General features: G+C 73.1%; 27 protein-coding genes. 12 read left to right on the top strand and 15 right to left on the bottom strand.

Features of this window, described 5'->3' with window-relative positions:
- Positions 1 to 69 precede the first annotated feature (69 nt).
- Complete coding sequence (locus tag ACFV1J_RS13680) at positions 70 to 2,220, bottom strand: SpoIIE family protein phosphatase (protein WP_385857518.1); 2,151 nt, start codon at positions 2,218 to 2,220, stop codon at positions 70 to 72.
- Positions 2,221 to 2,449: 229 nt separating this feature from the next.
- Between ACFV1J_RS13680 and ACFV1J_RS13675 the strand changes: the two genes are divergently transcribed.
- The 9 genes from ACFV1J_RS13675 (at position 2,450) to ACFV1J_RS13635 (ending at position 6,893) form a co-directional block, all read left to right on the top strand.
- Positions 2,450 to 2,836: a gas vesicle protein gene (locus ACFV1J_RS13675; RefSeq protein WP_385857517.1), complete on the top strand. Its 387-nt coding sequence runs from the start codon at positions 2,450 to 2,452 to the stop codon at positions 2,834 to 2,836.
- Between the two features lie 90 nt (positions 2,837 to 2,926).
- A complete protein-coding gene (locus ACFV1J_RS13670; RefSeq protein WP_385857516.1) occupies positions 2,927 to 3,358 on the top strand; it encodes a gas vesicle structural protein GvpA in 432 nt (143 codons plus the stop codon).
- 3 nt (positions 3,359 to 3,361) lie between these two features.
- Entirely contained in the window at positions 3,362 to 4,075 is a 714-nt protein-coding gene (locus ACFV1J_RS13665; protein WP_385857515.1) for a GvpL/GvpF family gas vesicle protein, read from the top strand.
- A 70-nt stretch (positions 4,076 to 4,145) separates the two neighbouring features.
- On the top strand, positions 4,146 to 4,397 hold the full coding sequence (locus ACFV1J_RS13660; RefSeq protein WP_385857514.1) for a gas vesicle protein GvpG: 252 nt from the start codon (positions 4,146 to 4,148) through the stop codon (positions 4,395 to 4,397).
- Positions 4,398 to 4,445: 48 nt separating this feature from the next.
- Positions 4,446 to 5,087 (top strand): gas vesicle protein, encoded by a 642-nt coding sequence (locus ACFV1J_RS13655; protein ID WP_385857513.1) that lies wholly within the window; start codon positions 4,446 to 4,448, stop codon positions 5,085 to 5,087.
- Positions 5,084 to 5,899 (top strand): GvpL/GvpF family gas vesicle protein, encoded by an 816-nt coding sequence (locus ACFV1J_RS13650; protein WP_385857512.1) that lies wholly within the window; start codon positions 5,084 to 5,086, stop codon positions 5,897 to 5,899. The genes ACFV1J_RS13655 and ACFV1J_RS13650 overlap by 4 nt, the downstream gene beginning before the upstream one ends.
- On the top strand, positions 5,896 to 6,183 hold the full coding sequence (locus ACFV1J_RS13645) for a gas vesicle protein (RefSeq protein ID WP_385857511.1): 288 nt from the start codon (positions 5,896 to 5,898) through the stop codon (positions 6,181 to 6,183). Before ACFV1J_RS13650 ends, ACFV1J_RS13645 begins: the two co-directional genes overlap by 4 nt.
- Positions 6,180 to 6,590, top strand: coding sequence for a gas vesicle protein K (locus ACFV1J_RS13640; RefSeq protein ID WP_385857510.1), 411 nt, complete (start codon positions 6,180 to 6,182; stop codon positions 6,588 to 6,590). The genes ACFV1J_RS13645 and ACFV1J_RS13640 overlap by 4 nt, the downstream gene beginning before the upstream one ends.
- A gap of 108 nt (positions 6,591 to 6,698) precedes the next feature.
- Positions 6,699 to 6,893 carry a CsbD family protein gene (locus ACFV1J_RS13635; protein ID WP_385857509.1) on the top strand — a complete coding sequence of 65 codons (195 nt, stop codon included), beginning with the start codon at positions 6,699 to 6,701 and terminating at the stop codon, positions 6,891 to 6,893.
- A gap of 157 nt (positions 6,894 to 7,050) precedes the next feature.
- On the opposite strand, the gene ACFV1J_RS13630 is transcribed toward ACFV1J_RS13635, so the two are convergent.
- The 3 genes from ACFV1J_RS13630 to ACFV1J_RS13620 are packed head-to-tail and all read right to left on the bottom strand — an operon-like array spanning position 7,051 to position 9,743.
- Complete coding sequence (locus tag ACFV1J_RS13630; protein WP_385857508.1) at positions 7,051 to 8,037, bottom strand: Rieske 2Fe-2S domain-containing protein; 987 nt, start codon at positions 8,035 to 8,037, stop codon at positions 7,051 to 7,053.
- 5 nt (positions 8,038 to 8,042) lie between these two features.
- On the bottom strand, positions 8,043 to 9,047 hold the full coding sequence (locus ACFV1J_RS13625) for an SRPBCC family protein (RefSeq protein ID WP_385857507.1): 1,005 nt from the start codon (positions 9,045 to 9,047) through the stop codon (positions 8,043 to 8,045).
- A 6-nt stretch (positions 9,048 to 9,053) separates the two neighbouring features.
- The gene (locus ACFV1J_RS13620) at positions 9,054 to 9,743 is read right to left on the bottom strand and encodes a histone protein (protein WP_385857506.1); all 690 of its coding nucleotides are present in this window, start codon (positions 9,741 to 9,743) and stop codon (positions 9,054 to 9,056) included.
- Between the two features lie 403 nt (positions 9,744 to 10,146).
- Here ACFV1J_RS13620 and ACFV1J_RS13615 point away from each other — a divergent pair, with 403 nt between their 5' ends.
- A complete protein-coding gene (locus tag ACFV1J_RS13615; protein ID WP_385857505.1) occupies positions 10,147 to 11,871 on the top strand; it encodes an alpha/beta hydrolase in 1,725 nt (574 codons plus the stop codon).
- Positions 11,872 to 11,899: 28 nt separating this feature from the next.
- On the opposite strand, the gene ACFV1J_RS13610 is transcribed toward ACFV1J_RS13615, so the two are convergent.
- The 3 genes from ACFV1J_RS13610 to ACFV1J_RS13600 all read right to left on the bottom strand — a co-directional run bounded on the left by ACFV1J_RS13610 (position 11,900) and on the right by ACFV1J_RS13600 (position 13,803).
- Entirely contained in the window at positions 11,900 to 12,130 is a 231-nt protein-coding gene (locus ACFV1J_RS13610) for a DUF6458 family protein (RefSeq protein ID WP_385857504.1), read from the bottom strand.
- 145 nt (positions 12,131 to 12,275) lie between these two features.
- A complete protein-coding gene (locus ACFV1J_RS13605; RefSeq protein ID WP_385857503.1) occupies positions 12,276 to 13,256 on the bottom strand; it encodes a Ku protein in 981 nt (326 codons plus the stop codon).
- A gap of 145 nt (positions 13,257 to 13,401) precedes the next feature.
- Positions 13,402 to 13,803: a hypothetical protein gene (locus tag ACFV1J_RS13600; RefSeq protein WP_385857502.1), complete on the bottom strand. Its 402-nt coding sequence runs from the start codon at positions 13,801 to 13,803 to the stop codon at positions 13,402 to 13,404.
- Positions 13,804 to 14,415: 612 nt separating this feature from the next.
- Between ACFV1J_RS13600 and ligD the strand changes: the two genes are divergently transcribed.
- A complete protein-coding gene (gene ligD / locus ACFV1J_RS13595) occupies positions 14,416 to 15,417 on the top strand; it encodes a non-homologous end-joining DNA ligase (RefSeq protein WP_385857501.1) in 1,002 nt (333 codons plus the stop codon).
- 15 nt (positions 15,418 to 15,432) lie between these two features.
- On the opposite strand, the gene ACFV1J_RS13590 is transcribed toward ligD, so the two are convergent.
- Positions 15,433 to 16,554, bottom strand: coding sequence for a cation diffusion facilitator family transporter (locus tag ACFV1J_RS13590; RefSeq protein ID WP_385857500.1), 1,122 nt, complete (start codon positions 16,552 to 16,554; stop codon positions 15,433 to 15,435).
- 153 nt (positions 16,555 to 16,707) lie between these two features.
- On the opposite strand from ACFV1J_RS13590, the gene ACFV1J_RS13585 reads away from it, so the two are divergent.
- Positions 16,708 to 17,364, top strand: coding sequence for an endonuclease (locus ACFV1J_RS13585; RefSeq protein ID WP_385857499.1), 657 nt, complete (start codon positions 16,708 to 16,710; stop codon positions 17,362 to 17,364).
- A gap of 53 nt (positions 17,365 to 17,417) precedes the next feature.
- On the opposite strand, the gene ACFV1J_RS13580 is transcribed toward ACFV1J_RS13585, so the two are convergent.
- The 7 genes from ACFV1J_RS13580 to ACFV1J_RS13550 form a co-directional block, all read right to left on the bottom strand.
- On the bottom strand, positions 17,418 to 19,235 hold the full coding sequence (locus ACFV1J_RS13580; protein ID WP_385857498.1) for a complex I subunit 5 family protein: 1,818 nt from the start codon (positions 19,233 to 19,235) through the stop codon (positions 17,418 to 17,420).
- A complete protein-coding gene (locus ACFV1J_RS13575; RefSeq protein ID WP_385857497.1) occupies positions 19,232 to 19,579 on the bottom strand; it encodes a sodium:proton antiporter in 348 nt (115 codons plus the stop codon). Before ACFV1J_RS13575 ends, ACFV1J_RS13580 begins: the two co-directional genes overlap by 4 nt.
- A complete protein-coding gene (locus tag ACFV1J_RS13570; protein WP_385857495.1) occupies positions 19,576 to 20,328 on the bottom strand; it encodes an MnhB domain-containing protein in 753 nt (250 codons plus the stop codon). The genes ACFV1J_RS13575 and ACFV1J_RS13570 overlap by 4 nt, the downstream gene beginning before the upstream one ends.
- Entirely contained in the window at positions 20,325 to 20,594 is a 270-nt protein-coding gene (locus ACFV1J_RS13565; RefSeq protein ID WP_385857494.1) for a hydrogenase subunit MbhD domain-containing protein, read from the bottom strand. The genes ACFV1J_RS13570 and ACFV1J_RS13565 overlap by 4 nt, the downstream gene beginning before the upstream one ends.
- A complete protein-coding gene (locus tag ACFV1J_RS13560; protein WP_385857493.1) occupies positions 20,584 to 21,078 on the bottom strand; it encodes a monovalent cation/H+ antiporter complex subunit F in 495 nt (164 codons plus the stop codon). Before ACFV1J_RS13560 ends, ACFV1J_RS13565 begins: the two co-directional genes overlap by 11 nt.
- On the bottom strand, positions 21,075 to 21,251 hold the full coding sequence (locus ACFV1J_RS13555) for a hypothetical protein (RefSeq protein ID WP_385857492.1): 177 nt from the start codon (positions 21,249 to 21,251) through the stop codon (positions 21,075 to 21,077). Before ACFV1J_RS13555 ends, ACFV1J_RS13560 begins: the two co-directional genes overlap by 4 nt.
- A gap of 141 nt (positions 21,252 to 21,392) precedes the next feature.
- Entirely contained in the window at positions 21,393 to 23,804 is a 2,412-nt protein-coding gene (locus tag ACFV1J_RS13550) for a phosphoketolase (protein WP_385857490.1), read from the bottom strand.
- Positions 23,805 to 23,845 lie beyond the last annotated feature (41 nt).

Raw genomic sequence — 23,845 nt, 5'->3', positions numbered from 1 at the left:
CTGTTCGCGTGGGGCACGCCGGGGCCGGGCGACCCCGGGGGAAGGGCGGCTACCCCGCAGCGGGAGCGGTCAAGCGGGCCCGTCCGGGCCGATCGTGTCCGGGGCCAGCAGCATGAGCGCCACGTCGTCCTGCCGGTCCGCCCCGGAGTACCGGTTCTCCAGCAGGATGTCCGCGAGGGCGTCGGGCTGCCCGGATGGTGCCGCGCTCAGCCGGCCGGCCAGCTCCGCGACCGCGGAGTCCAGGTCGACGCCCGGCTGCTCCACGAGCCCGTCGGTGTAGAGGGCCAGCACGGAGTCCGGCGGCAGGTCGATCTCGGTGGCCTCGTACCGGGCGTCGGGGTCGATGCCCAGCAGCAGCCCGTGCGGCACGTCCAGCACCCGGGTGTGCCGGTCGGGAGGGCGGAGCAGCGGCGGCGGGTGGCCGGCACTGGCCAGACAGGCCAGGCCGGAGCGCAGATTGATGTGGACGTACAGACAGCTGGTGAACAGGTCCGGGTCCAGATCGGTCAGCAGCCGGTTCGTCCGGGCCAGCACCTCGCCCGGGGGCGCGCCCGCCGACGCATGGGCGTGCACGGCGGTACGGGCCTGCCCCATCAGGGCAGCCGCCGCCGCGTTGTGGCCCTGTACGTCCCCGATGACCGCGGCCACGCTGTCGGCGTCGAGGCGGATCAGGTCGTAGAAGTCGCCGCCGATGTCCATCCCGCGGGTCGACGGCAGATAGCGGGCCGCGACCGCGAGGCCGGGCACCCGCGGCAGGCTGTGCGGCAGCAGTCCGGCCTGCAGGTCGTGGGCCAGCTGGTGTTTGGCGTCGTACAGCCGGGCCCGGTCCAGCGCCTGTGCGATCAGCCCGGCCAGCGAGGTGAGGACCTGGCGCTCCTCCATGCTGAAGGTGCGGGGGCGGTCGTAGGAGAGGATGCAGCAGCCGACCGGGCGGCCGGAGACGATCAGCGGCAGCACGGCCCGGGCGGCCTTGCCGGTCAGCTGCGGCAGCCCGGGGTAGTCGCGTTCCATCTGCTCGGGGCTGGTGTAGAAGCTGGGCTCCCCGGTGGCCAGGGCATGCACGGCCGGGCTCTTCGCGGCGCCCAGCGCGAGCCCCTCGAAGGCGGTGATGGCCTCCGTGGGGTAACCACGGTGGCCGATGGTCCGCAGCCGGCCGGCCTCCGCCGCGTACATGAGCATGCCCTGGGCGCCGAACGCCGGCATGATCTGGTCGGCGACGAGGTCGACGACGTCCTGGACGCCCACCGCCTCGGTGAGCGCGGCCGCCAGATGCAGTACGTGGTAGATCTGCCCGGCCCGGGGCGGCACCGCCTCTCCCGGTGCGGGCACCGGCAGCGGGCCGTACTCCTTGCCGGCCGGGACCTCCGAGGGGGCGATCCGCACGCTCAGGCCGCGGCCGTCCGGGAAGAGCCGGAAGGTGAGCCACCGATCGGGCGGGCGGAAGGCGATGAAGGACATCGGCTGACGGCTGATCACCGCCGCGCGGTACCGGTCCTCGAACGCCGGGTCGCGCAGCCAGGGCAGTGCCTCCCAGGGGCGCGCCCCGAGCAGCCGGTCCGGATCCTCGCCGAGCAGCTCCGCCGCGCCGGTCGTGATCAGGGTGATGCTGCCGTCCAGGTCGAGCGCGCAGGCGCCGCCCGGCAGGCGTTCGGCGAAATCGACCGCGGCCCACGCCTCCCGGGGGCCGACGGTCCGGACCGGCGGCGGGGTCAGCACCCGCGGCTCGACCGGCCGCGCCGGATTCCCGTCGGTCCGCCGGGGGTGGCGCGCCAGCACCTCCGCCAGCTGCCGGCAGCCGTCCTCCACGCGGGCTCGCTCGTCCGCCGACAGGCGTGACGGATGCCCGGCCGGCCACAGCAGCAGCAGTGCGCCCCGGCCCTCGGCGCGGTCCCCGTCCCAGTCGCCGATCGGCGCCGCGGCCAGCGCGAAGTCGTACGGCACGGCCACCGCCGTACGGGGGAAGTCACGGACCAGCTGCTGATGGTTGCCCGCCCACACCAGATGCCGCCGGCGGACGGCGACCGCGACCGGGATGGGGGCGGCCAGGGCCACCCGGCTCCACGGCTCCAGGAACGGCGCCGGCACCCCGCTCATGACGGTCAGCTGCAGCACCGGCTCGTCGTCCGCCAGCACGTACACGCCGCCGGCGGACGCCCCGGCGTCCAGCAGCACCCGGAGCAGTGCCCGGTCCAGCGGGTCGGTTCCGGCCCCGCCGTTCATCTCGCACCCACACCGCTGTCGTCCTGACATGTACGACCCACTCCGGCCTGCCGTCCGTCCGGAACAGTGCTGACGTTACGCCGACGACCGGACCACGGCATGCGAGCGCCCGTGGGCGGTCCGTCCCGGGAGCTATCCCGAGAGATGGGGCAAAGCGCCGTATATCATGTAATGGCGCCTCTTGAACCTGGCGCGGGCAGCATGTCACCTCCGCATTCGGAGAGGAAACATGGCCGCAGACGAAGAGGACGAAGAAACACCGGACCGGCGCCCGACCCGTAAGAAGACGGCCGGGAAAAGCAGCGACACGGACGCCGGCGACCGGACCAGCGACAGGGGAACGGAGCGCGCAGCCCGCCGCGTTTCCGCGCCGCGGGCGATGCGCTACGCGGCCGAACAGCTCCAGGACCTTCTGGGCCGCGCTCCCGAGTCCGTCTCCGCGGTGCAACCGACGGAGGACGGCTGGATGGCCGACGTGGAAGTCCTGGAACTCGAGCGCGTCCCCACGACGAGCAGCGTGATGGCGAGCTACCGGGTGACGCTGGACGAGGAAGGCGAACTGGTGTCGTACGAGCGCACCCGCCGCTACACGCGAGGGCAGGTCGGCCAGAGCTAGGCCGGGCATCGCCGACACCCATCCGTTCGCCAAGTGAACGACACGGCCACTCCGGGGTGACCTGGGGTGAGCCGGTGAAAGGGAGGCACCGTGACTGTAGTGCCGCAAGGCGGAGGGGCCGTGGCCACCGGTGGTGGCGGGACCGGCAACCTCTACGACATCGTCGAACTGCTCCTGGACCGCGGACTCGTCATCGACGTCTTCGCCCGCGTCTCGCTCGTGGGTCTGGAGATCCTCAAGGTCGATGCCCGCATCGTCGTGGCCAGCGTGGACACCTACCTGCGCTTCGCCGAGGCCTGCAACCGCCTCGACCTGGAGTCCGGCCGCAAGGCACCCGCCAAGCTGACGGACGTCGTCGGCGAGGTCACCGAGGGCGGCGCGCGCGGCAAGACCAAGGGGGCCCTGAGCGGCGTCGCGGATGCGGTCGCCGACGCCCTCAAGTCCACCACTGAGGAGGCCGAGGAACGGCACAGGGAGCCCGCGGGCAAGCGCGAGCGACCGGTGAGGCACCGAAAGGACTGAGCCATGTCCGTCTACGTCTACTCGATCGTGTCCCGCAAGCATCCGCAGAACCTCGACGGCGTACAGGGAGTGGGCGACCCGCCGTCAGCTTTGCGCACCCTGGCCGTCGACAAGCTGTCCGCGGTGATCAGCGACGCTCCTGACGAGCTGCGGCCCAAGCGCCGCGACCTCGCCGCCCACCAGGGCGTCCAGGAACGGCTGATGGCCGACGGCACGGTCCTGCCCCTGCAGTTCGGCTTCATCGCCGACGACGAGGACGCGGTACGGACCGTGCTGGAGGAACGCGCGGACGAGTTCGCCGAGCGGCTGCAAGCACTGGAAGGCTGCGTCGAGTACCACCTCAAGGCAGCCCAGAGCGAGGAGGCGATGCTCCGCCAGATCCTCCTGGAGTCCGACCAGGCGCGCCGGATGAACGAGGAGATCAGAAGCGGCCAGGGCGGCCCGGACCTCCCGCTCGCCCTTGGTGAACTGATCTCCAAGGAAGTCGAGGCGCGCAAGGAACGGCTCGCCGCCGCGGTCGCCGAGGCGCTGCGCGGCTTCGCCCGTGAGGAGAGCACCGCGAAGCCGTCCGGCGACGACTTCCTCAGCGTGTCCTTCCTCGTGGACCGGGCGCAGGAGGACCGTCTGCGCACCGTCGTCCAGGAACTGTCCGACAAGCTGGGCGAGGACTTCGACCTGCGGCTGCGCGGTCCGCTCCCCGCCTACAGCTTCGTCTAGTCCGTCCGCGCTCCCGGGCGTTCGGCCCTCCGGTCGCCCGGCCCCGCGGCTTCGTCAGGGAGTTTTTTCCATGGGCGTGCTGACACAGATCGCCACCCTCCCGCTCGCCCCGGTGCGCGGCATCTGGTGGGTCATGGGGAAGGTGCTCGAGGCCGCCGAGAACGAGTACTACGACCCGGCCCCCGTGGAACGCCAACTCGCCGAGCTGGAAAAGGCGTTGCTGGCCGGGGAGATCGACGAGGAGACCTTCGACCGGCGTGAGGACGAACTGCTGGACCGGCTGGACGAGATCCGGGCCCACGTCCAGGGCACCGGTGGCTGACCGGGACCGCACGCACGCCGGAACCCCAGGGAATCGAGGTGCAGGGCCGTGAGCGAACCCCTCGCCCGGAGGCTGGGCGACCATCCGTCCAGGGCCGCCCCGACCGGTGGCCAGGGCACCTCGGCCAACCTCGCGGACATCCTGGAACGGGTCCTGGAAAAGGGCCTGGTGATCGCCGGTGACATCCAGATCAACCTGCTGGACATCGAGCTGCTCACCATCAAGCTGCGGCTGCTGATCGCGTCGGTGGACAAGGCGAAGGAGATGGGCATCGACTGGTGGGAGCACGACCCCGCACTGTCCTCCCGGGCCTCCGACGGCTACCGCTCGCTCGCCGAGGAGAACCGGCGGCTGCGGGCCGAACTCGCCGCGGCGCGCGGCCGGCCCGCGGACGACGCACTGCCACCGGGCGACACGGCGGACGAGCCCGCGGAAGCCGAAGAAGAAGCGCGAGAAGCCGCAGGAACCGAAGAAGCCGCAGAGGCCGGAGAGGCCGAGAGGGTCCGGGCGAACGAGCGGGCCGAGGTGACCGAGCAGGCCGGGGCGGCCCGGCGGACGGACCGACCGCCGGCCCGCGGCCGGCGCAACGTCAGCGGCGGCTCGGGCACGTCGGGCCGGGCCCGCACCTCCGGCACCGCACGCAAGCGGGCCGAGCCGCGCCCGCGGGGGAAGCAGCAGGACGAGCCATGACCGAGGTCAACAGCTATGCGTACGCGGTCGCCCGGGACGCCGACGGCTCGCTGGAGGAGGCGCTGGCCGGGCTTCCGGGGGTGGCCGACGCACCGGTGCGCCTGGTGCGCACGGGCGACGACGGCGATGTGGTCGTCGCCGTCAGCGCGGTGCCCGCGGCGGACTTCGACGAGGGCGCGCTGCGCTCCCACCTCGAAGACCTGGACTGGCTGGAGGCGGTCGCCCGTGCCCACCACCGGGTGATCGAGGCACTGGCCGCCCGTACCTCCGTGCTGCCGCTGCGGCTGGCCACCGTCTACCTCGACGACGAAAGCGTCCGGCTGATGCTGGCGGACCGCCGGCGGGCGTTCGCCGACCGGCTCACCGAGCTGGCCGCACAGACCGAGTGGGGGGTCAAGATCTACGCCGAGGAAGCCGCGCCCCCCGAGGCTCCCGAGGAACCGTCCGCCGGCCAGGACCTGAGCCCCGGGCGGGCCTACCTCAGCCGGCGCAGGGCCCAGCGGCACGCCCGTCAGGACGCCTTCCGGCATGCCGAAGAGGTGGCCCGGCGGGTCGAGGACACCGCCCGCACGTACGCCGTCGACCAGGTCAGGCACCGGGCACAACAGGGCGAACTGGCCAAGGGCCCGGGGGAGAACGTCGTCAACGACGCCTACCTCGTGCCGCAGCAGGACGCCGAGGACTTCCGCGCCGAGGTCCTCCGGGCCGGTGAGGGCTTCCCCGGCGTCCGCGTGGAGGTCACCGGGCCCTGGGCCCCCTACTCCTTCGCCGTCCCCGCCGAGGCCGAACCGCTGCGGAGAACCTCGCCGTGAGGACCGTGGGCGGGCCGCCGGCCAGGGCGGCGGACGAGCCGCTGCCGAACCCGCAGATCGCGCTGATCGACCTGCTGGACCGGCTGCTCAGCGGCGGCGTGGTGCTCACCGGCGACGTGGTGCTCTCCATCGCCGACATCGACCTCGTCCGCATCTCGCTGCGCGCGCTGATCGTCTCCATCAGCGCCGCGAACCCCTCCCCGTGGCCGGCACACGAGGAACTGACGCAGCGCGAGGCGTTGCCGTACGAGCAGGACCTGACGCCCCCGGAGGCCGGGCCGTGACGGAGGACGCCCGGTGGCCGGCCGGCGCCCGCTTCGACGAGGTCGCCGACGCGGCGGCGCGCGCCTTCCGCCTGCTGCCCGCGGCACCGGAGGACGACGTGCTGCGCACGCCCGGCGGGCAGGCGCACCGGCCCGCACACCGGATCGCCACCGATCCCGACACGGTGGAACGGGACCTGATGAAGCTCGTCCTCACCCTCGTCGAGCTGCTGCGGCAGCTCATGGAACGCCAGGCCCTGCACCGGGTCGACGCCGGGGACCTCAGCGAGGAGCAGGAGGAGCGGCTGGGCGAGACGCTGATGATCCTGCACAGCCGGATGGTGGACCTCTGCGCCCGCTACGACCTGTCACTGGAAGACCTCAATCTGGACCTCGGGCCCCTCGGGACCCTGCTGCCACCGTCCTGACCGGCACCGTCCGTGAACCACCGGCCCGGAACCGGGCCGCCACCCCAAGGAGCACGACCAAGGAGCACGACACAAGAGCACGACACAACAGCACGACAGGAGCGCGAGATGGACATCAGGAAGAAGACCCGGGAGCTCGGCGGCACGGCCGCGGGCAAGGCCAGGGAAGCGATCGGCAAGACCAAGGAAACGACCGGCAAGGCCCGCGGTGACGCGCGGCTCGAACACAAGGGGAAAGCCGAGAAGGCCATGGGGAAGGTCAAGCAGGCCGTGGAGCGGGGCCGGCACACCCTGAAGCACTGAGCGTGCCGTCCGGCGCAGAACCGGTCCCCGCCGCCCGTGTCTCCGTGCGGGCGGCGGGGACCGGTGGCGTATGCGCCGCGTGGCCCCGCCTTGGGCCGCGCCGCGTGGCCCGGCCTTGGGGAGCGGGCCGGTGCCCGGCCTTGGGGAGCCGGCCGGTTCAGCCGCCGGCGTCGGGCAGTCGGACCCGGACGGTGCCGTCGGCCTCCACGCTCACCTCGAACGCGGGCTGCGGCGCGGTGGCGGGGCCCCGTACGTTGGCGCCGTCCGCCAGCCGGAAGACGCTGCCGTGCCAGGGGCACTCCACACAGCCGTCCGCGACCTTCCCGTCGGACAGCGGCCCCGCCATGTGGCTGCACCGGTCGGCGAGGACGTGGAGGTGGCCGCCCGGCTGCCGCACCACCAGCAGGGGCACCTCACCCAGCTCGCGGCGGACCGCCTCGCCGACCGGGAAGTCCGTCACCCGGCCCACGGTGTGCCAGCCCGCCGCCACGAGGTGCGGCACCGGCTGTGCCTTGTTGGCGCCCGCGGCCTGCCGGTAGGCGAGGTGCCCGCCCAGCAGCCCACCGGTGCCGGCCGCGCACAGCCCCGCGAGCCCGAGGGCCTTGCCCAGCGCGGTGCGGCCGCGGCCGCGCTGCACCCACGAGTTCGCGTACAGACCGATGGCCACGGCGTTCGACGCGGCGTGCACGAGCCCGGTGCGCAGCTGCTCCTGGTGCTGCTCGGCCCAGTCCACCCAGCCGGCCAGCGCGGCCGGTACGGCGGACAGCACGCCCACCCCCACCAGCACCCGGGCCCCGCGCCGGGTGCCGGGCACCAGGTCCAGCACCGCGGCGGACAGCCACGAGCCCAGCGGGAGCTGGACCAGCGCCGGGTGCAGCGGATGGCCGATCGGCAGCCCGTGCAGCACATCGCGCCAGCGCCCCAGCGGCAGTCCGCGGACCGCCCGCCGGAGCGGGCGGATCAGCGGGTCCAGCTTCTCCAGGCGGCCCAGCTCGTCGAGGGAGCGCAGGAAGGTGGCTTCGGTGCGGGCCGCGGCGCCTTTCAGCGTGCCGGTGTCGCCGCCGGAACCGGTGGCCGTCCGCAGGCCGCCACCCGCGCCCGGGGAGAGGACGGCGAATTTCGTGTACCGCGCGGAGAGCCGCATCAGCCTCACTCCTCTTCGGTCTCTTCTTCGTCCTCTTCGGCGGGCTCTTCCTCTTCCTCTTCCTCTTCCTCGGGTTCTTCGCCTTCCGCCCCCTCTTCTTCCTCTTCCTCTTCCTCCTCCTCTTCTTCTCCCCGTGCCTCCTCTTCGCCTTCTTCGCCTTCTTCGCCCTCTTCCGCGCCTTCCTCGGCCGCTTCGCTCTCCTCTTCCTCAAGGGCCTCTTCATGGGTCTGTACGACCTCGCCGTCGCGGATCTCGCCGCGCCAGCCTTCCGGTTCCTCGGTGGTGAGGGTCACGTAACGCTGGAAGTGTTTGAAGTCCAGCCGCAGCCGTCGGCCCTGCGCCCGCCAGATGTTTCCGGTCTTCTCGAAGAATCCCGAGGCGTAATACTCGACGACCAGGACGATGCGGGTCAGATTCGGCGCCAGTTCATGGAAACTCACCGCGCCCCGGGTCGATCCCTTGGCCCCCTCGGAGGTCCAGACGATCCGGTCGTCCGGTATCTGTTCCTGGACGGTCGCCTTCCAGCCGCGGGTCGACGGTCCGACCTTGGCCTTCCAGTCGCTGGTCGTCTCGTCGTGCGGCGACACATTGCGCACGCCTTTGGTGAAGCGGCTGAACTTCTCGTACTGCGTCCAGTGGTCATAGGCGGTACGCACCGGCACACCGACGTCGAGGACCTCGATGATGTTGGTGACCTTCCGGTCGCCCGAGGCGCGTTTCTTCCCGCCGCCGAGGGCCGCCTTGGCCTTCCCGAGCAGGCTGTCCTTGACGCTCTTCGCCGTTCCGGAGAGCACCGCCTTGGCGGGGGAGGAGCCGCCCAGCAGGCCCAGGCCGATCTCCTTGCCCAGCGATCCGCCGTGCTCGGCGACATCGGTGAGCCGGTCCGTCATGTCCGTCAGCTTGTCGCCGGCCCGTTCGGCGAGGTTTCCCACCAACGCCGTCATGAGGTTGCCGAACTCGTCACGCAGCTGGTCGAGCCCCGATTCCACGCCCCGTCCCGTTTGTGCCATGACAGATCACCTTCCGCCTCTGTCGCGCGACGTGGTCTTCTTGGCGGCGCTCTTCTTCGACGGCGCCCTCTTGGCCGTCTTGGCCGTCTTCTTCGCCGCCGGGGCCTTCTTGGCGGCCTTCTTCGCCGGAGCCTTCTTGGCGGCCTTCTTGCCCGGGGCCTTCTTGGCGGTCTTCTTCGCCGGGGCCCGCTCGGCCGCGGACCGCTTCGCCGGGGCCCGTTCCGCGCGGGCTCCGCGAGGCCGCTCCTCGGCCTCCTCTTCCTCCGGCTCTTCTTCCTCGTCCTCGTACTCGCCTTCCTCTTCCTCCTCCTCGGGCTCCTCTTCCTCCTCCCGCGGCTCCTCCTCGTACTCCTCTTCCTCCTCGTCCTCGTACTCCTGCGGGCCGAGTTCGAGGAGGCGGGTCCGCTCGTGGAGCGTCTCGGCGAGCGAGCTCAGCTGGCGGTTCGCGGCGGCCGCCAGGGCCTTGCGGCCGGCGCCCATCACCTCACCGCGGAGCTGGTCGCCCAGATCCGCGACCTGGGGTATCTCCCCGAGCTTGCGGACGCTGTCGGACACCAGCTGACGCGGGTCGAGACCGGATTGGCGTCCGGCGAGATAGGACGCCGCCGTGAAAGCGAGCCGGCCCTTCTTGGTACGGCCCAGCACATAGCCGCCGGCCACGGCGGCGGCGAGCATGATCTTCGTTCTCTCGTTCATGGACGTGTCACCTTTTCCTGGGCAGCCGGCCGATGGACGCCATATCTCCAGAGTGATCCCTGTGGTGACCTGCGCATCTCGGGCGCCTGGCGCGGGTGCGGGGCGCGGCTGCGCCCCGTGGGCATGCCGAGGGAGCGGGTTCGCTCGCCGTTACGGGCAGCCCGTTCTACGGGTTACCGGCGGTGCGGAAGAAAAACCCGCGGACGCGTCAAAGTGTGAACGATGCGGTCAAAAAGCGGTCAATGAACGCAGAGTGTCCTTCCGGTCGCCGGGCGGCAGGTGTGCGGAAGGAAGACGACGGTCCTAGGCTCGGAATATGCCGGGAACACGCCGTGCACCGCCTCGTGCGGGGGCAGATCGTGTGGGAACAGCGGGCGCGCGGCGTGCTCGCCGGTGTCCGGCCGTGGCCCGGCTGCCGGCCGTGGCGGCGGTGGTGGCCCTGCTCTGCGTGCCGGCCGGAACCCCCGTGGCCCTGCTCGGCGTGCCGGCCGGCGCCCCCGGCGCCCTGGCCCGAACTCCCGCCCTGACGGGCGCCGCTGACCCCTCCGCCACCCCCGGGTTGGCCCGCTTCTACGAGCAACGGCTCTCCTGGGCCCGGTGCGGCCCGGACGTACGGCAGAGCGCCCGCAGCCAGGGCGACACCGCGCCCCCGGGCTTCTACGACCGGCTGGAGTGCGCCCGGCTGACCGTACCGCGGGACTACGGCCACCCCGAGCGGACCGCGCTGCAGGTGCAGCTGGTCCGGCTGCCGGCCACCGGGCCCGGCAAACGGCTCGGTTCGCTCGTGCTCAACCCCGGCGGGCCGGGCGCCTCCGGCGTCAACTACCTGATCGGCAGCGGCAGCGCCTTCGCGCGGCCGGGCCAGCGCTACGACCTCGTCAGCTTCGATCCGCGCGGTACCGGCCGCACCGAGCCGGTCTCCTGCGGCAGCCGGCTCGCCCCGCCGCCCGGCAACGCCGCCGACGACAGCCTCGCGGCGAAGGAGAAGCGCATCAACGAGGCGTGCGGGCGGTACTCCGGCGGGCTGCTGCCCTGGGTCGGCACCACGGAGGTCGCCCGGGACATGGACGTACTGCGCGCCGCGGTCCACGACGACAAGCTCAACTACCTGGGGTTCTCCTACGGCACCAAGCTGGGCGCGGTCTACGCCCATGAATTCCCGGACAAGGTCGGCCGGATGGTGCTGGACGGCGTCGAGGACCCCACCAAGAACACCTGGCAGACCGCGCTCGCGCAGGCCCGGGGCTTCCAGCGGGCGCTGGACGACTTCGCCGCCGACTGCATTCGTGCCGCGGACTGCCCGCTCGGCCCGGACGACGGCCGGGCACAGGACCAACTGCTGCGCTGGTACCAGGAGTTGACCGATACGCCGCTGACGGTGCGGGGACGGACGGTGGACGAGACCACCTATGTCTACGCGCTGCGCGAGGCCCTCTACAGCCGGAACGACTGGCCGGCCCTGCGGCAGGCCCTGGCCCAGCTGCGGCGCGGCGACGGCGCGGGCATCCTCCGGCTCAGCGACATCGGCGGCAGCCGGGCACCCAAGAGCAGCCGGGCCGCGGACGCCGGCCAGAACGCCGACGGCAACCCGGCCGCCGACAGCAGCAAGGCCACCCACCACGGTAAGGCCCGCGGCGGCACGGCCGTTGCCGTACCGCCGCGGGCCGGAATCCCGCCGCGGCGGACCGGGCAGGACGACGAACTGCCGCCGCAGGACCAGTTGGCGCTGCGGGCGATCTCCTGCCGGGACACCTCGGAGCGCTACGGCGCCGCCGACTACCCCCGGGCGGAGCGCGAACTCACCCGGGCCTCACCGCTGTTCGGCCCGGACATCGCCCCGACCCTGCTGGACTGCTACGCCTGGCCGGTCGCGGGTGATGACTCCTCCCGGGACGTCGCGGCGCCGGACGCGCCGCCGATGCTGCTCGTCGCCACCACCAACGACCCGGCGACCCCGTACCAGGGTGCCCTCAACATGGCCCGGGCGCTGGACAACTCCAGCGTGGTGCTGACCTTCCGCGGGGAAGGGCACGCCGCCTACGCCACCGGCGACGCCTGCGTCCAGGCCCATGTCGACCGGTTCCTGATGGACGGCGCGCTGCCCAGGCGGGGCACCAGCTGCGGCTGAGCGGGCCGGTGGACGGCGGCCCGGTCGACTACCCCCGGTAGTAACGGTTGTCCTCCACGTCGACCACGGGGGCCCCGGGGGAGGGCGGCTGGGTCCGCCGCCGCTTGAGGATGCTCACGTACGTTGCGAGTCCGATGATGCCGACGATCATCATGATGATGCCGACGAGGTCGAGATTGATCCCGGCCATGTGCCAGTCGACGGCGAACGTGAGGATCGCCCCCACCGCCAGCAGACCGATGCACCCGCCGATACCCATGGTGTAAGCCTCCATAACTGGTGTGACGGTCAGGTCTGTTGACAGTGCGGGTACCCGGTCATCGGGGCCCTATGTCCGTGCTGCGGCCGGCTGCCCGGTGCGCCGCGGGGGCGAGCGGCGCGGATCCGGGCCGTGGCCTGGCGGTTCAGCCGGCGCGCCGGCCGCCGCGGCCCGCGGTCTTCTTCGCCGGGGCGGTCTTCTTCGCGGCGGCCTTCTTCGTGCCTGCCGTCTTGGCGGCGGTCTTCTTCTCCGCGGTCTTCCGCCCCGCGGTCTTCTTCTCCGCGGTCTTCCGCCCCGCGGCCTTCTTCCCGGTCTCCGCCAGGCCGGACCCCTCGTCCTCGCCGCGCGACCGCTTCGCCGCCCGGACGCTGTCCTGCAGCGCCGCCATCAGGTCCATGACCTGGCCGGCCGGGGGCTCCTCGCCGGTGGCGAACTCCGGCTCGCGGTCGGCCAGCTTCGCCGCCACCAGCTCTTCGAGCGCCTCGCGGTAGTGATCGTGCACGTCCTCCTCGGACAGTCCCCCGAAGGAGTCCATCAGCGCCTCGGCGGCCGCCACCTCATTGGCGTGCACCGGCGCCTCGCGCTCGGGCAGCACCCCCTGCAACGGGCGGATCTGGTGCGGCCAGAGCAGTTGCTGCATCACGAGGACCTCGCCCATCGGCCGGATCATCGCCAGCGTCTCCCGGCCGTGCAGCGCGATCTTCCCGAGGCCGACCCGCTGGTGCCGTTCCATCGCCTCGCGCAGCAGGACGTACGGTTTGGCCGCGGCCGGGCCGTCGATGCCCAGGTAGTAGCCCTTGCCCAGCTGCAGCGGGTCGATGTCACCGCCGGCGACGAAGGCGAGGATGGTCAGGGTCCTGGCGGTCGGCAGCGGGAGGGCCTCCAGGTCCTCGTCGCTGAGCGGGACGACCGTGTCGCCGTCGTCGGGCCGGTAACCGCGGCCGATCTCGTCGGGGGACACCTCGGTGCCCTCCAGGGAGCACACCGGCTGGTTGCGCACCCGCCCGCCGTCCTTGGTGTGGATGCGGACGAAGCTGACCGACGCGGAGCTCTCCGTGGCGTTGTACGCCGCGACCGGGATCGTGACCAGGCCGAAGCTGATGGCGAACTTCGCCGTGGGACGCATGGGGGCCGCCTTCATCGGTGTGTCCGGCTCCATGCTAAGCGGGCCGGGCAAACCGTACATCCCAGGTCATATAAGGCATGGCCCGATCGGGTGGGGCGGCGCCCCGAGGGCCGCCCATCGCTGGGCGGCCCCGGGTCGGGTCAGGTCACGTCACCGCGGCCTGCCGGTGGTCTCCTGCGCAGAGCGCCCAGATGATGAAGATGTCGATGGCGACCAGCGTCAGGGCCCAGAACGGGTAGTACGGGATCCACAGGAAGTTCGCGAGCGCGCCGAGGCCGGCGAGGGCGACACCGAGGACGCGTGCCCACGTGGCCCCGCTGGCGATCAGGGCGACGCCCGCGGCCAGGATCACGATGCCCAGGATCAGGTGGATCCATCCCCAGCCCGCGAGGCTGAACGAGAACACGTAGTTCCGTGTCGTCAGGATGACGGTGTCCTTCGCGATGGCGGAGATGCCCTCCAGGAGGGTCATCGCCCCGCCGAAAATCATCAGGACGCCCGCGAAGGCCGTCCAACCCCCGACAATGGTCGGTTTCTGCGTGGCCATGGCTCACTCCTCACATGAGAAACCTGGCCGGCCGCCGGCGCGATCCCGACGGTGGTCATGTGGTCATGCGCGCTGTTTCCACGTTTCCACAGGGACCGGCCGGCCGCATGTCAGGGGTGCGGGCTCCGCATTGAGGGGGGATCAGCGCCGGCCGGCCCCACGGCGCGGCGGTGCGGCCCGGACCGCGGTGCCCGGGGCGGGCAACGGATCGGGCGCCGGACCCGGTTCGGGCCCCGGCGTGGGCGGCGCCGGGTGCGGCGGGACCGGGTCCGGCTCGGGGCCCGGTACCGGCGGCGGCACCGGGTCCGGTCCGGGCGCGGGGACCGGGCCGGGACGCGGGCCCGGCGTGGGTCCGGGCGGCCCGGGCCCCGGACCCGGCGTCGGTGGTACGGGATCGCGCTCCCCGCGCCCCTGCTGACGGCATGTGGCATCCGGTACGAGATCCGGCACGAGACCCTCCTTCGCTACGGCCCCACGGGCGGTGAGCGCCCCGTGCGGCCCCATCGGGACACCACCCTTGTTGCCGTTTTCGTGCCGGGCATGCGGCGTGGCGGACGGCCACCACCCGGACGCCGGAGCGTACGGCGGCCCGCAGCGGGTACCCCCGCCCGCATGGAGGACACGGACAGGGACACGGATACCGGCGGGAAGAGGACCGGCAAGGGTGGCACCGCCGGGAAGGCCGCCGGCAAGGCCCGCAAGGGCGGTACCAAGGCCGTGCGGGCGGGCCACCGGACGGTGGAGGTGCACCGCCCCGACAAGGTGCTGTTCCCGGACGACGGGCTGACCAAGGCCGATGTCGTCGACTACTACCGCCAGGTGGCCGCGGTCATGGTCCCCCAGCTGCGGGACCGCCCGCTGATGCTGGAGCGGCTCCCGGAAGGGCTCGCCGGTCCGCACTTCATGCAGAAGGAGACCCCGGACCACTACCCCGACTGGATCCGGCGCGAAGAGGTCGCCAAGGAGGGCGGCACCGTCACCCATCCCGTCTGCGACGACAAGGCCACCCTGCTCTACCTCGCCGACCAGGCATGTCTCACGCTGCACCGCTGGCTGTCCCGGGCCGGCCGGCCCGACCACCCGGACCGGCTGGTGTTCGACCTCGACCCGCCGGGCTCCGGCTTCGAACCGGTACGGGAGGCCGCGCGGCAGCTCACCGGCCTGCTGGACGAACTCGGGCTGCCCGCCGTGCTGATGACCACCGGGTCCCGGGGACTCCACGTCACCGTCCCGCTGGACGGCCGCGCCGACTTCGACACCGTGCGCGGCTTCGCCCAGGACGTGGCGGAGGTGCTGGCCGGGCGGCACCCGGACCGGCTCACCACGGCCGTGCGCAAGCAGGCCCGCGGCGACCGGCTCTACCTGGACGTCCAGCGCAACGCCTACGCACAGACGGCCGTCGCCCCCTGGTCGCTACGGGCAAAACCGGGCGCGCCGGTCGCCGCGCCGATCAGCCACGACCAGCTCGACGACCCCGAACTCACCGCGCGGAGCTGGTCGTTGACGGACCTGGCGGGAGTCATGGAGCAGGCCCGGGCCCGGCCGTGGTCGAAGGTGCCGGCCCGCGGGCGGTCGCTGCGCACGGCCCGCAAGCGGCTCGACGCACTGCGCTGACGGGCCGTCGGCGCGTCATTCCGCCGGCGGCCCGGTGTCCGGCGCGTCCGGCTCGGCGGACCGTGGTTCGGCGTGCCGTCCCGTCGCCTGCCGTTCGCGGTCGGCGAGCACCGCCTCGTCGAGCAGTTCGCGCTCCCGCCGGGCCCGTTCCCGGTCCCCGGCCGAGGCCTCCGTGACATCCAGGAAGATCTGGTCGGCGACCGGCCAGTTGCGCCGCAGCTCCGTCTTCACCCGGACCAGCACCTCCTCGACCTCCTCGCTGTCCAGCCCGCCGACGAGGTCGATCCGGGCCGCGATCAGCGTCGACCGGGTGCCCAGCCGCATGGTCAGCAGCGTCGTCACCGCATCGATCTCCGGCTGCCGGTCCAGGAACCGCGCGAGCGCCTGGCGCAGCGCCGGGTCGGCGGCCTCCCCGATGATCCGGCCGCGGGACTCCTTGGCCAGCTGGTAGGCGACGTACATCAGCAGCACCCCGATGACCAGCGACGCCCAGCCCTCCCACGCCACCTCGCCGGTGAGCAGGTGCAGCCCCACCCCGGCCATCGCGACCAGCACGCCGAAGCAGGCGGTGGCGTCCTCGGCCAGCACCGTACGCAACGCCGGGTCGTCGCCCGCGCGGATCGCGGCCCGCATGCTCCGGCCGGACTCCCGCGCCTGCCCGCGGACCTGCGCCAGCGCGCGCAGCAGCGACGAGCCCTCGGCGAGCAGCGCGACCACCAGGACGACCAGCCCGACCGTGTAGCCCGTAGGGCTCTCCGCACCGCCCGCGCGCAGCGCCTCGACGCCCTGGAAGAACGAGAAGCAGCCGCCCATGACGAAGATCCCGACCGCGGCGAGCAGGGACCAGAAGTACCGCTCCTTGCCGTAGCCGAACGGGTGCCGGGAGTCCGGGGCGCGGGTGCTGCGCTTGAGGGAGGCGAGCAGGAAGAGCTCGTTGAGGCTGTCGGCGACCGAGTGCGCGGCCTCGGAGAGCAGCGCGGGCGAGCCGGCGAGCAGCCCGCCGGCCACCTTGGCCAGGGCGATCACCAGGTTCGCGCCGAGCGCCACGAACACGGTCACCGCGGTCCTGGCGTCCGCCCCGTCCTGCGTCCCGTTCCGCGGCGGTCGCGGCGTCTCGTCCTGCGTCCCGTTCGACACCGGGTGCCTCCCGTGGTCGGTCGGCCGGCCGACGCGTAGCGTAGCCGCCCGCGGCCCGGCCCGCACCCGGGCCGACCGGTTGGTTCCGGCCGGGCGGAGGGGGCAGCCTGGAAGCGGAAGGAGACCCGCAACCCGACGACCAAGGAGCCCGCCATGGGTGGTACCTCCGACCGGGCCCTCGCCCGCACGCTGCTGGAACGGCACGGCACGAGCTACGCCCAGGAGAGCGGCATCCGGCTGCGCAACACCCCGCAGGCCCTCTACCAGGTGCTGGTGCTGGCCCACCTGCTCAGCGCCCGGATCCGCGCCTCCGTGGCGGTGGCGTCGGCGCGTGCGCTGTTCGAGGCGGGCCTGCGCACCCCGCGGCGGATGGCGGACGCGACCTGGCAGCAGCGGGTCGACGCACTGGGGGAGGGCGGCTACCGGCGCTACGACGAGCGGACCGCCACCCAGCTCGGGGACGCCGCCCGGCTGCTGCTGGACGAGTACGGCGGGGATCTGCGGCGGATGCGGGACGCGGCGGACGGCGACGCCGCCGAGCTGCGCGGCGCGCTGCGCAAGGTGCCCGGCCTCGGGCCCGCCGGCTGCGACATCTTCCTCCGTGAGGTGCAGGGCGTCTGGCCCGAATTCTCCCCCTGCCTCGACGGCAAGGCCGTTCAGGGCGCCGAGCGGCTGGGCCTGCCGGGGGACGGCCGCAAACTGGCGCGGCTGGTGGGGAAGGACGAACTGGCCGCGTTCGCCTCGGCGTTGGTGCGGGCCGCCCTCGACAAGTCCGTGGTGGACGACGTACGCGAGGCGGCGGACGACTGAGGCGGACGGCTGAGGCGGCGGGACCCGTCAGCGACCGGTGACCCCGGCAGCCGTCAGGCGATCAGGGCCCCCAGCAGGGTGACGCCCGCGAGGAACCAGGCGATGTAGTCGCCGACATGACCGGAGTGCACCCGGCGCAGCGCGACGGTCCAGCGGGCCGGTTCCTCCCGCACCGGCCGCCGTACGGTCCACAGCGCGAGCGCCGCGGCCAGTGCGGTCGCCAGCAGGCCCCACAGCACCCCGGCGGCGGTCCAGTGCGGCGGGGGAGTGGACACCGGCTCCGCCGGCCGGCCGTACAGCACCGCCGAGAGGTAGCCGGCGTGATCGGTGAAGGCGTCCGCGGCCTGCCCGATGCCGGTGCGCAGCCCCGGGACCAGTCCCACCGCCAGGGCCGCGGCGAGCAGCACCGCCGGCACGGTGAGCATGGTGTCCGGGATCCGGGAGAGCAGACCGCCCCGGGTCTCCGGCTCCTCCTCACCGGTCGTCTCCTCGGCCGGGTGCTCACCGGCGTCGGCCGGACGGCTGCCCAGTCCGAGGAACACCCGGGCCCCGGCCCGCAGCACCGCACCGCCGGTGACCGCCGACACCAGCACGAACAGCGCCGGCGCCCAGCCGCCCACGGCCTCCTCGGTGACCGCCTTGCCCAGCGCGGTGCCGAACGGCGGCAGCCCGGCCAGCGCCAGCCCGCCGGCCCCGAACAGCACACCCACCCACGGCAGTTCGCGCCCCCGGCCGTGCAGCCGGCGTTCGTCGACGCTGGCGAACCGGTCCAGCAGGATGCCCACGCACGCGAACAGCGCCGCCTTCACCCCGGCGTGCGCCAGGACGTACACCGCGACACCGCCGACCCCCGCCGGGCTGAGCACCGCGAGACCTACCAGGAACAGTCCCGCGTGCGCCACCGTGGAGTAGGCGAGCAGCCGCTTGAGGTGGCGCTGCTGCCAGCACATCAGCGCGCCCAGGACGCCGGTCAGCACGCCCAGGACCAGCAGTGCCCGGTGGGCGTCCGCCGCCGGCAGCCCGCCCGGGCCGGCGAACACCGTCCAGTAGACCCGGGCCGTGCCGTACAGCCCCAGCTCGACCATCACCCCCGACATCAGCATGCACACCGGTGTCGGGGCCACCGCATGGGCGTCGGCCAGCCAGAAGTGGAACGGCACCGCCGCCGCCTTCACCAGCAGTCCGGTCACGACCAGGGTGAAGGCGGCGATCAGCAGCGCGTCCGGGGTGCCGCCGGGCGACCCGGCCAGGGCGTTGCCGATCTGCGCGAAGCCCAGCTCGCCGGTGTGCGCGTAGAGCAGGCCGATACCCAGCAACGTGGCATAGCCGCCGAGGGAGTTGACCACCCCGAAGACCAGGGCGCCCTGGACGGCCCGCGCCTCCTCCACCCGGTAGCCGGTCAGCGCGTACGCGACCACGCCCATCAGCTCGAAGAACACGAAGGCGTTGAAGAGGTCGCCGGTGAGCGTGAATCCGCACATGCCGGCCTGGAAGAGCAGCACCAGCGCGGGGAACGAACCGGCGTGCCGGCGCGGCGGCTCGTCGAAGTACCGCCAGGCGTACGCGAGCGCCGCCAGCACCAGCAGGGAGACCAGGGCGGCCAGTCCGAGGCCGGTCCGGTCGCCGACCAGCACGATGCCCACGCTCACCCCGCCGTGCGGCCGCCAGCCGCCCAGCCACTCGGCGGGCCGCCCGGCCGACGACCCGGTGGCCGCCAGCGCCAGCAGGGCGAGCACCGCGGTGCCGGCCGCGAACAGGCAGCCCAGCGACTCGGCGGCGTACCGGGGCAGCCGCCGGCCCGCCGCCACCAGCAGCGCCGCACCGAACAGCGGGGTGACCACGATCAGCGGCAGGGTCTGTGCGACGCTCACCCCCGCAGCTCCGACAACTCGTCCGGGTCCACCGTGCGATGGCGCTTGGCGACCTGGATGACCAGGGACAGCAGCAGCGCGGTGACCGTCGCGCCGATGACGATGTCGGTCAGCGTGAGCGCCTGGACGACCGGATCGACGACCGGGCGCGAACCCGGCGCGATGTCGGAGAACACCGGCGAGGTGGCGCCGGAACGGTAGCCGACGGCCAGCAGCAGGACATAGGTCGACGACTGGCAGACCGCCAGACAGCCCACCGCGTGGATGAGGTTGCGGCTGGTCGCCAGGCCGTAGCACCCCATCAGGAACAGCCAGCCCGCGACCACGTACGGCAGCACGCTCATGCCCGGTCCTCCGCCTCCTCGTCCGTCGTCGCGATCTCCACCGCCTGGTCCAGGAACCGGGCCAGCAGCACCACCACCCCGGCCGCGACCTCCACACCGATGGCCGCGTTGAGCAGCGGCACGGTGCCGCCCGAGGAGAGGGTGTTGAGGGTGCCGTAGGGCAGGAAGTTGCCCAGGTACGCCCAGCCCGCCAACAGCGCCGCCGCGCCCACCAGGATGTACGCCGCCTCACCCGCGGCGTCCGCCACCTCGTACAGCCCGAGCGGCCGGATCCGCTCCAGCGCCCGGTAGTCCACCGCGATGTAGAGCAGATGCAGCGAGGTCGCCACCACCACCCCGCCCTGGAAACCGCCGCCGGGGCTGAGCTGGCCGTGCGCGACGATGTAGAGCCCGATCAGCAGGGTGACCGGCAGGGCGAACAGCGCGTAGCGGCGCACCGACGGCGCGACCCGGGCCGGCTCCGGCTGCTGCCGGTCCTCGTCCCGGGTCTGCCGCAGCAGCACGACCGTGCCGAGGACCGAGCCGAAGAGGATGGACTCCTCCCCGAGGGTGTCCAGGGCCCGCTGGTCGAAGTTGACCGAGGAGACGGTGTTGGCGGTGTGCCGGGCGAGCGCGGCCCGCACCGCCCGGTCGCCGTACGGATGCCAGTCGCCGCCGAACGACGGCAGGTCGAGACAGGCCAGGACGTACAGCACCGCGATGCCCAGCCCGCCCAGGGCCAGCACCCACAGCCGCAGCCGCATGGTCATTCCCGCTCCTCCCGGCGCTCGCTGCGGGCCTTGCGGCGCACCTTGCGCACGGACAACAGCACCATCAGCGGGGTCAGTGCGGAGCCGACCGCGAGCTGGGAGAGCGCGACGTCGGGCGCCTGCAGCAGGAAGAACAGGGTGGCCAGGGCCAGCCCGAGCAGGGACAGCAGGAAGGACTGGCGGACGGGATCGCGCACCAGGACGGCGCCGGTCCCGGCGGCGGCCACCAGCAGCAGGCCCAGCAGGACGGGCAGTTCAGCGGTCACCGGACATCCCCTCCGCGGGTGCGCCCCGGCCGTGCCCCATGGCCGCCGCGGCCTGCACGGCCCGGGTCGCCACCCGGCATCCGAGCGCCAGCAGCACCCCGATGATCAGCAGCTTCACCATCGCCCGGCCGGGTCCGGTGGCGACGCAGAGCGGCAGCACCACGGCCGCCACCGCGAGGTAGTTCACCGCCGCCAGTGCCCGCAGCCGGCGCTCTCCGGGCGGATGCTCCGCCAACTGGTCGGCCAGCAGCCGTACGAAGAGCAGCGTGCCGGCCGGGCCGAGCACCGACAGCATCAGCGCGGTGTCGACGTAGGCCGGCCGGGCGAAACCCTGGGCCAGCAGGAGGAAGACCAGGCTGAGGAACGTGGTCGCGGCGTTCTGCGCGGGCACCCGTCGCCGTGCCCGGCCGGTGGCCACGCCGCAGGCGGCCGGCGCGAAGCCGCACAGCAGCAGCGCGGTGCCCGCGGCGGTCCAGCCGTTCACCGGTCGCCGACCGCACGCCGGGCGCCGCGGGCCGCGGCGGCGGCGACCAGTCCGGCGCCCGCGCCCACCACCCACTCCAGGGTGTCGACCGGACCGATCAGCATGATCCACAGTAGGGTCAACGCCGCCCACCAGCCGAGGAGTTCACCCCCGGCCGCCAGCGCTCGCACCATCCGCCACACACCTCCCTGCCGACCGGGTACCCGGGCCTCAGGCTCACATGCGGCGGCCCGGCCGCCCCGTCACCGCGCCGCGCACTACTCCGTCGGTGCGTGGGCGTGTGCGTGTGCGCGGGCGCCGGGCGGCCGGTGCGGTCAGCCGGACCAGGTCCAGTCGGCGACCTCGGGCAGATCGGTGCCGTACTCCCGGATCCAGGCGTGGTGGCGGGTGCGGACGTCCGCCATCGCCTGGCGCAGTGCGACGGCCCGTACGCCGAGGCCGGGCACCCGGTCGATGACGTCCATCACCAGCCGGTAGCGGTCGAGGTCGTTGCGGACGACCATGTCGAAGGGCGTGGTGGTGGTGCCCTCCTCCTTGTAGCCGCGGACGTGCAGATGCGGATGGCCGGCCCGGCGGTAACCGAGCCGGTGGATCAGCCACGGGTAGCCGTGGTACGCGAAGATCACCGGCTTGTCGCGGGTGAACAGCGCGTCGTACTCGGCGTCCGGCATGCCGTGCGGGTGCTCCTCCGCCGGCAGCAGCCGGGCCATGTCGACGACATTGACCACCCGCACGGACAGTTCGGGCAGATGACGGCGCAGCAGGTCGGCGGCGGCCAGCGTCTCCTGGGTGGGGACGTCGCCCGCGCAGGCCAGCACCACGTCCGGCGGGTTGCTGCCGTCCTCGGTGCCGGCCCACTCCCAGGCGCCGGCGCCGCGGGCGCAGTGCGCACGGGCCTCGTCGAGGGTGAGCCAGTCGAAGCTGGGCTGTTTGCCGGCCACGATCACATTGACGTAGTCCCGGCTGCGCAGCGCGTGGTCGGCCACCGACAGCAGGGTGTTGGCGTCCGGCGGGAGATAGACCCGGACCACCTCGGGGCTCTTGTTGAGGATGTGGTCGACGAACCCGGGGTCCTGGTGCGAGAAGCCGTTGTGGTCCTGGCGCCAGACGTGCGAGGTGAGCAGGTAGTTCAGCGAGGCGATCGGGCGCCGCCAGGGCAGCCGGCGGGACGTCCGCAGCCACTTGATGTGCTGGTTGACCATCGAGTCCACGATGTGCGCGAACGCCTCGTAGCTGGAGAACAGGCCGTGCCGCCCGGTGAGCAGATAGCCCTCCAGCCAGCCCTGGCAGAGGTGCTCGGAGAGCACCTCCATGACCCGGCCGTCGTGCGCGAGGTGCTCGTCGGTGTCCAGCGTCTCGGCCTGCCAGGCCTTGCCGGTGACGTCGTAGAGCGCCTCCAGCCGGTTGGAGGCGGTCTCGTCCGGTCCCACCACCCGGAAGTCCCGGCGCTCGGCGGTGGCCGCCATGATGCCGGACAACAGACCGCCCAGCACCCGGGTCGGCTCGTGCAGCACGGTGCCGCGCTTGTCGAGCTCGACGGCGTACCGCTCCAGGGGCGGCACCGGCAGGTCCCGCAGCAGCGCCCCGCCGTTGGCGTGCGGTGAGGCGCCCAGCCGGCGCGGTCCCTCGGGGACGCAGGCCAGGACGTCCGGGGTGGGCCGGCCCTGGGCGTCGAAGAGCTCCTCGGGCCGGTACGAGCGCAGCCAGTTCTCCAGCTGCCGCAGGTGTTCGGGGTGGTCGCGGACGCCGGCCAGCGGGACCTGGTGGGAGCGCCAGGTGTTCTCGACGGGCTTCCCGTCGACCTCGTGCGGGCCGGTCCAGCCCTTGGGCGTGCGCAGCACGATCATCGGCCAGCGGGGGCGGTCGGTGATGCCGTCGTCGCGGGCCCGGCCCTGGATGTCGGAGATCCGGTCCAGGCAGCGGTCCATGGCGGCGGCCAGCGCCTGGTGCACCGCCGTCGGGTCGTCACCGGCGACGTGCACCGGCTCGTGTCCGTAGCCGCGCAGCAGCGCGTCCAGCTCGTCCTGGGGGAGCCGGGCGAGCACCGTGGGGTTGGCGATCTTGTAGCCGTTGAGGTGCAGGATCGGCAGGACGGCGCCGTCGTGCACCGGGTCCAGGAATTTGGTGGCGTGCCAGGACGCGGCGAGCGGGCCGGTCTCCGCCTCGCCGTCGCCGACGACGCAGGCGACCAGCAGCCCGGGGTTGTCGAAGGCGGCGCCGTAGGCATGGGTGAGGGAGTAGCCCAGCTCACCGCCCTCGTGGATCGACCCCGGGGTCTCCGGGGCGACATGGCTGGGGATGCCGCCGGGGAACGAGAACTGCCGGAACAGCCGGGCCATGCCCTCCCCGTCCCGGCCGACGTCGGGGTAGGTCTCCGTATAGGTGCCGTCCAGCCAGGAGTTGGCCACCACGGCGGGTCCGCCGTGGCCCGGCCCCCAGATGCACAGCGCGTCCAGACCGCGGGCCTTGATGACCCGGTTGAGATGGGTGTGCACCAGGTTCAGGCCGGGCGAGGTGCCCCAGTGGCCCAGCAGCCGGGGCTTGATGTGCTCGGGGCGCAGCGGCGCTTCCAGCAGCGGGTTCGCCATCAGGTAGATCTGCCCGACGGACAGGTAGTTGGCGGCCCGCCAGTGTGCGTGCAGGGTGCGCAGTTCGGCGGCGTCCAGCGGCCCCGGCGCCGCCGACCGTCCGGTTCCGGGTGCTGCCGGGGCGTGCGCGTCGGGCATGCTCAGCTCCTCACGACGGTGGCGTGCAACGGACGGTGCGG

Source organism: Streptomyces sp. NPDC059649 (genome assembly GCF_042734445.1).
Taxonomy (GTDB): Bacteria; Actinomycetota; Actinomycetes; order Streptomycetales; family Streptomycetaceae; genus Streptomyces.
The sequence above is the reverse complement of the archived record's forward strand: the minus strand, read 5'-3'. Positions and strand labels throughout refer to the sequence as shown.

What these genes read in the sequence shown, in the direction of transcription:
- ACFV1J_RS13680 (WP_385857518.1), bottom strand. Translation starts at nt 2,220, where the DNA reads ATGAACGGCGGGGCCGGAACCGACCCGCTGGACCGGGCACTGCTCCGG.
- ACFV1J_RS13675 (WP_385857517.1), top strand. Translation starts at nt 2,450, where the DNA reads ATGGCCGCAGACGAAGAGGACGAAGAAACACCGGACCGGCGCCCGACC.
- ACFV1J_RS13665 (WP_385857515.1), top strand. Translation starts at nt 3,362, where the DNA reads ATGTCCGTCTACGTCTACTCGATCGTGTCCCGCAAGCATCCGCAGAAC.
- ACFV1J_RS13660 (WP_385857514.1), top strand. Translation starts at nt 4,146, where the DNA reads ATGGGCGTGCTGACACAGATCGCCACCCTCCCGCTCGCCCCGGTGCGC.
- ACFV1J_RS13650 (WP_385857512.1), top strand. Translation starts at nt 5,084, where the DNA reads ATGACCGAGGTCAACAGCTATGCGTACGCGGTCGCCCGGGACGCCGAC.
- ACFV1J_RS13635 (WP_385857509.1), top strand. Translation starts at nt 6,699, where the DNA reads ATGGACATCAGGAAGAAGACCCGGGAGCTCGGCGGCACGGCCGCGGGC.
- ACFV1J_RS13630 (WP_385857508.1), bottom strand. Translation starts at nt 8,037, where the DNA reads ATGCGGCTCTCCGCGCGGTACACGAAATTCGCCGTCCTCTCCCCGGGC.
- ACFV1J_RS13625 (WP_385857507.1), bottom strand. Translation starts at nt 9,047, where the DNA reads ATGGCACAAACGGGACGGGGCGTGGAATCGGGGCTCGACCAGCTGCGT.
- ACFV1J_RS13620 (WP_385857506.1), bottom strand. Translation starts at nt 9,743, where the DNA reads ATGAACGAGAGAACGAAGATCATGCTCGCCGCCGCCGTGGCCGGCGGC.
- ACFV1J_RS13610 (WP_385857504.1), bottom strand. Translation starts at nt 12,130, where the DNA reads ATGGGTATCGGCGGGTGCATCGGTCTGCTGGCGGTGGGGGCGATCCTC.
- ACFV1J_RS13605 (WP_385857503.1), bottom strand. Translation starts at nt 13,256, where the DNA reads ATGCGTCCCACGGCGAAGTTCGCCATCAGCTTCGGCCTGGTCACGATC.
- ACFV1J_RS13600 (WP_385857502.1), bottom strand. Translation starts at nt 13,803, where the DNA reads ATGGCCACGCAGAAACCGACCATTGTCGGGGGTTGGACGGCCTTCGCG.
- ligD (WP_385857501.1), top strand. Translation starts at nt 14,416, where the DNA reads ATGGAGGACACGGACAGGGACACGGATACCGGCGGGAAGAGGACCGGC.
- ACFV1J_RS13585 (WP_385857499.1), top strand. Translation starts at nt 16,708, where the DNA reads ATGGGTGGTACCTCCGACCGGGCCCTCGCCCGCACGCTGCTGGAACGG.
- ACFV1J_RS13575 (WP_385857497.1), bottom strand. Translation starts at nt 19,579, where the DNA reads ATGAGCGTGCTGCCGTACGTGGTCGCGGGCTGGCTGTTCCTGATGGGG.
- ACFV1J_RS13570 (WP_385857495.1), bottom strand. Translation starts at nt 20,328, where the DNA reads ATGACCATGCGGCTGCGGCTGTGGGTGCTGGCCCTGGGCGGGCTGGGC.
- ACFV1J_RS13555 (WP_385857492.1), bottom strand. Translation starts at nt 21,251, where the DNA reads ATGGTGCGAGCGCTGGCGGCCGGGGGTGAACTCCTCGGCTGGTGGGCG.
- ACFV1J_RS13550 (WP_385857490.1), bottom strand. Translation starts at nt 23,804, where the DNA reads ATGCCCGACGCGCACGCCCCGGCAGCACCCGGAACCGGACGGTCGGCG.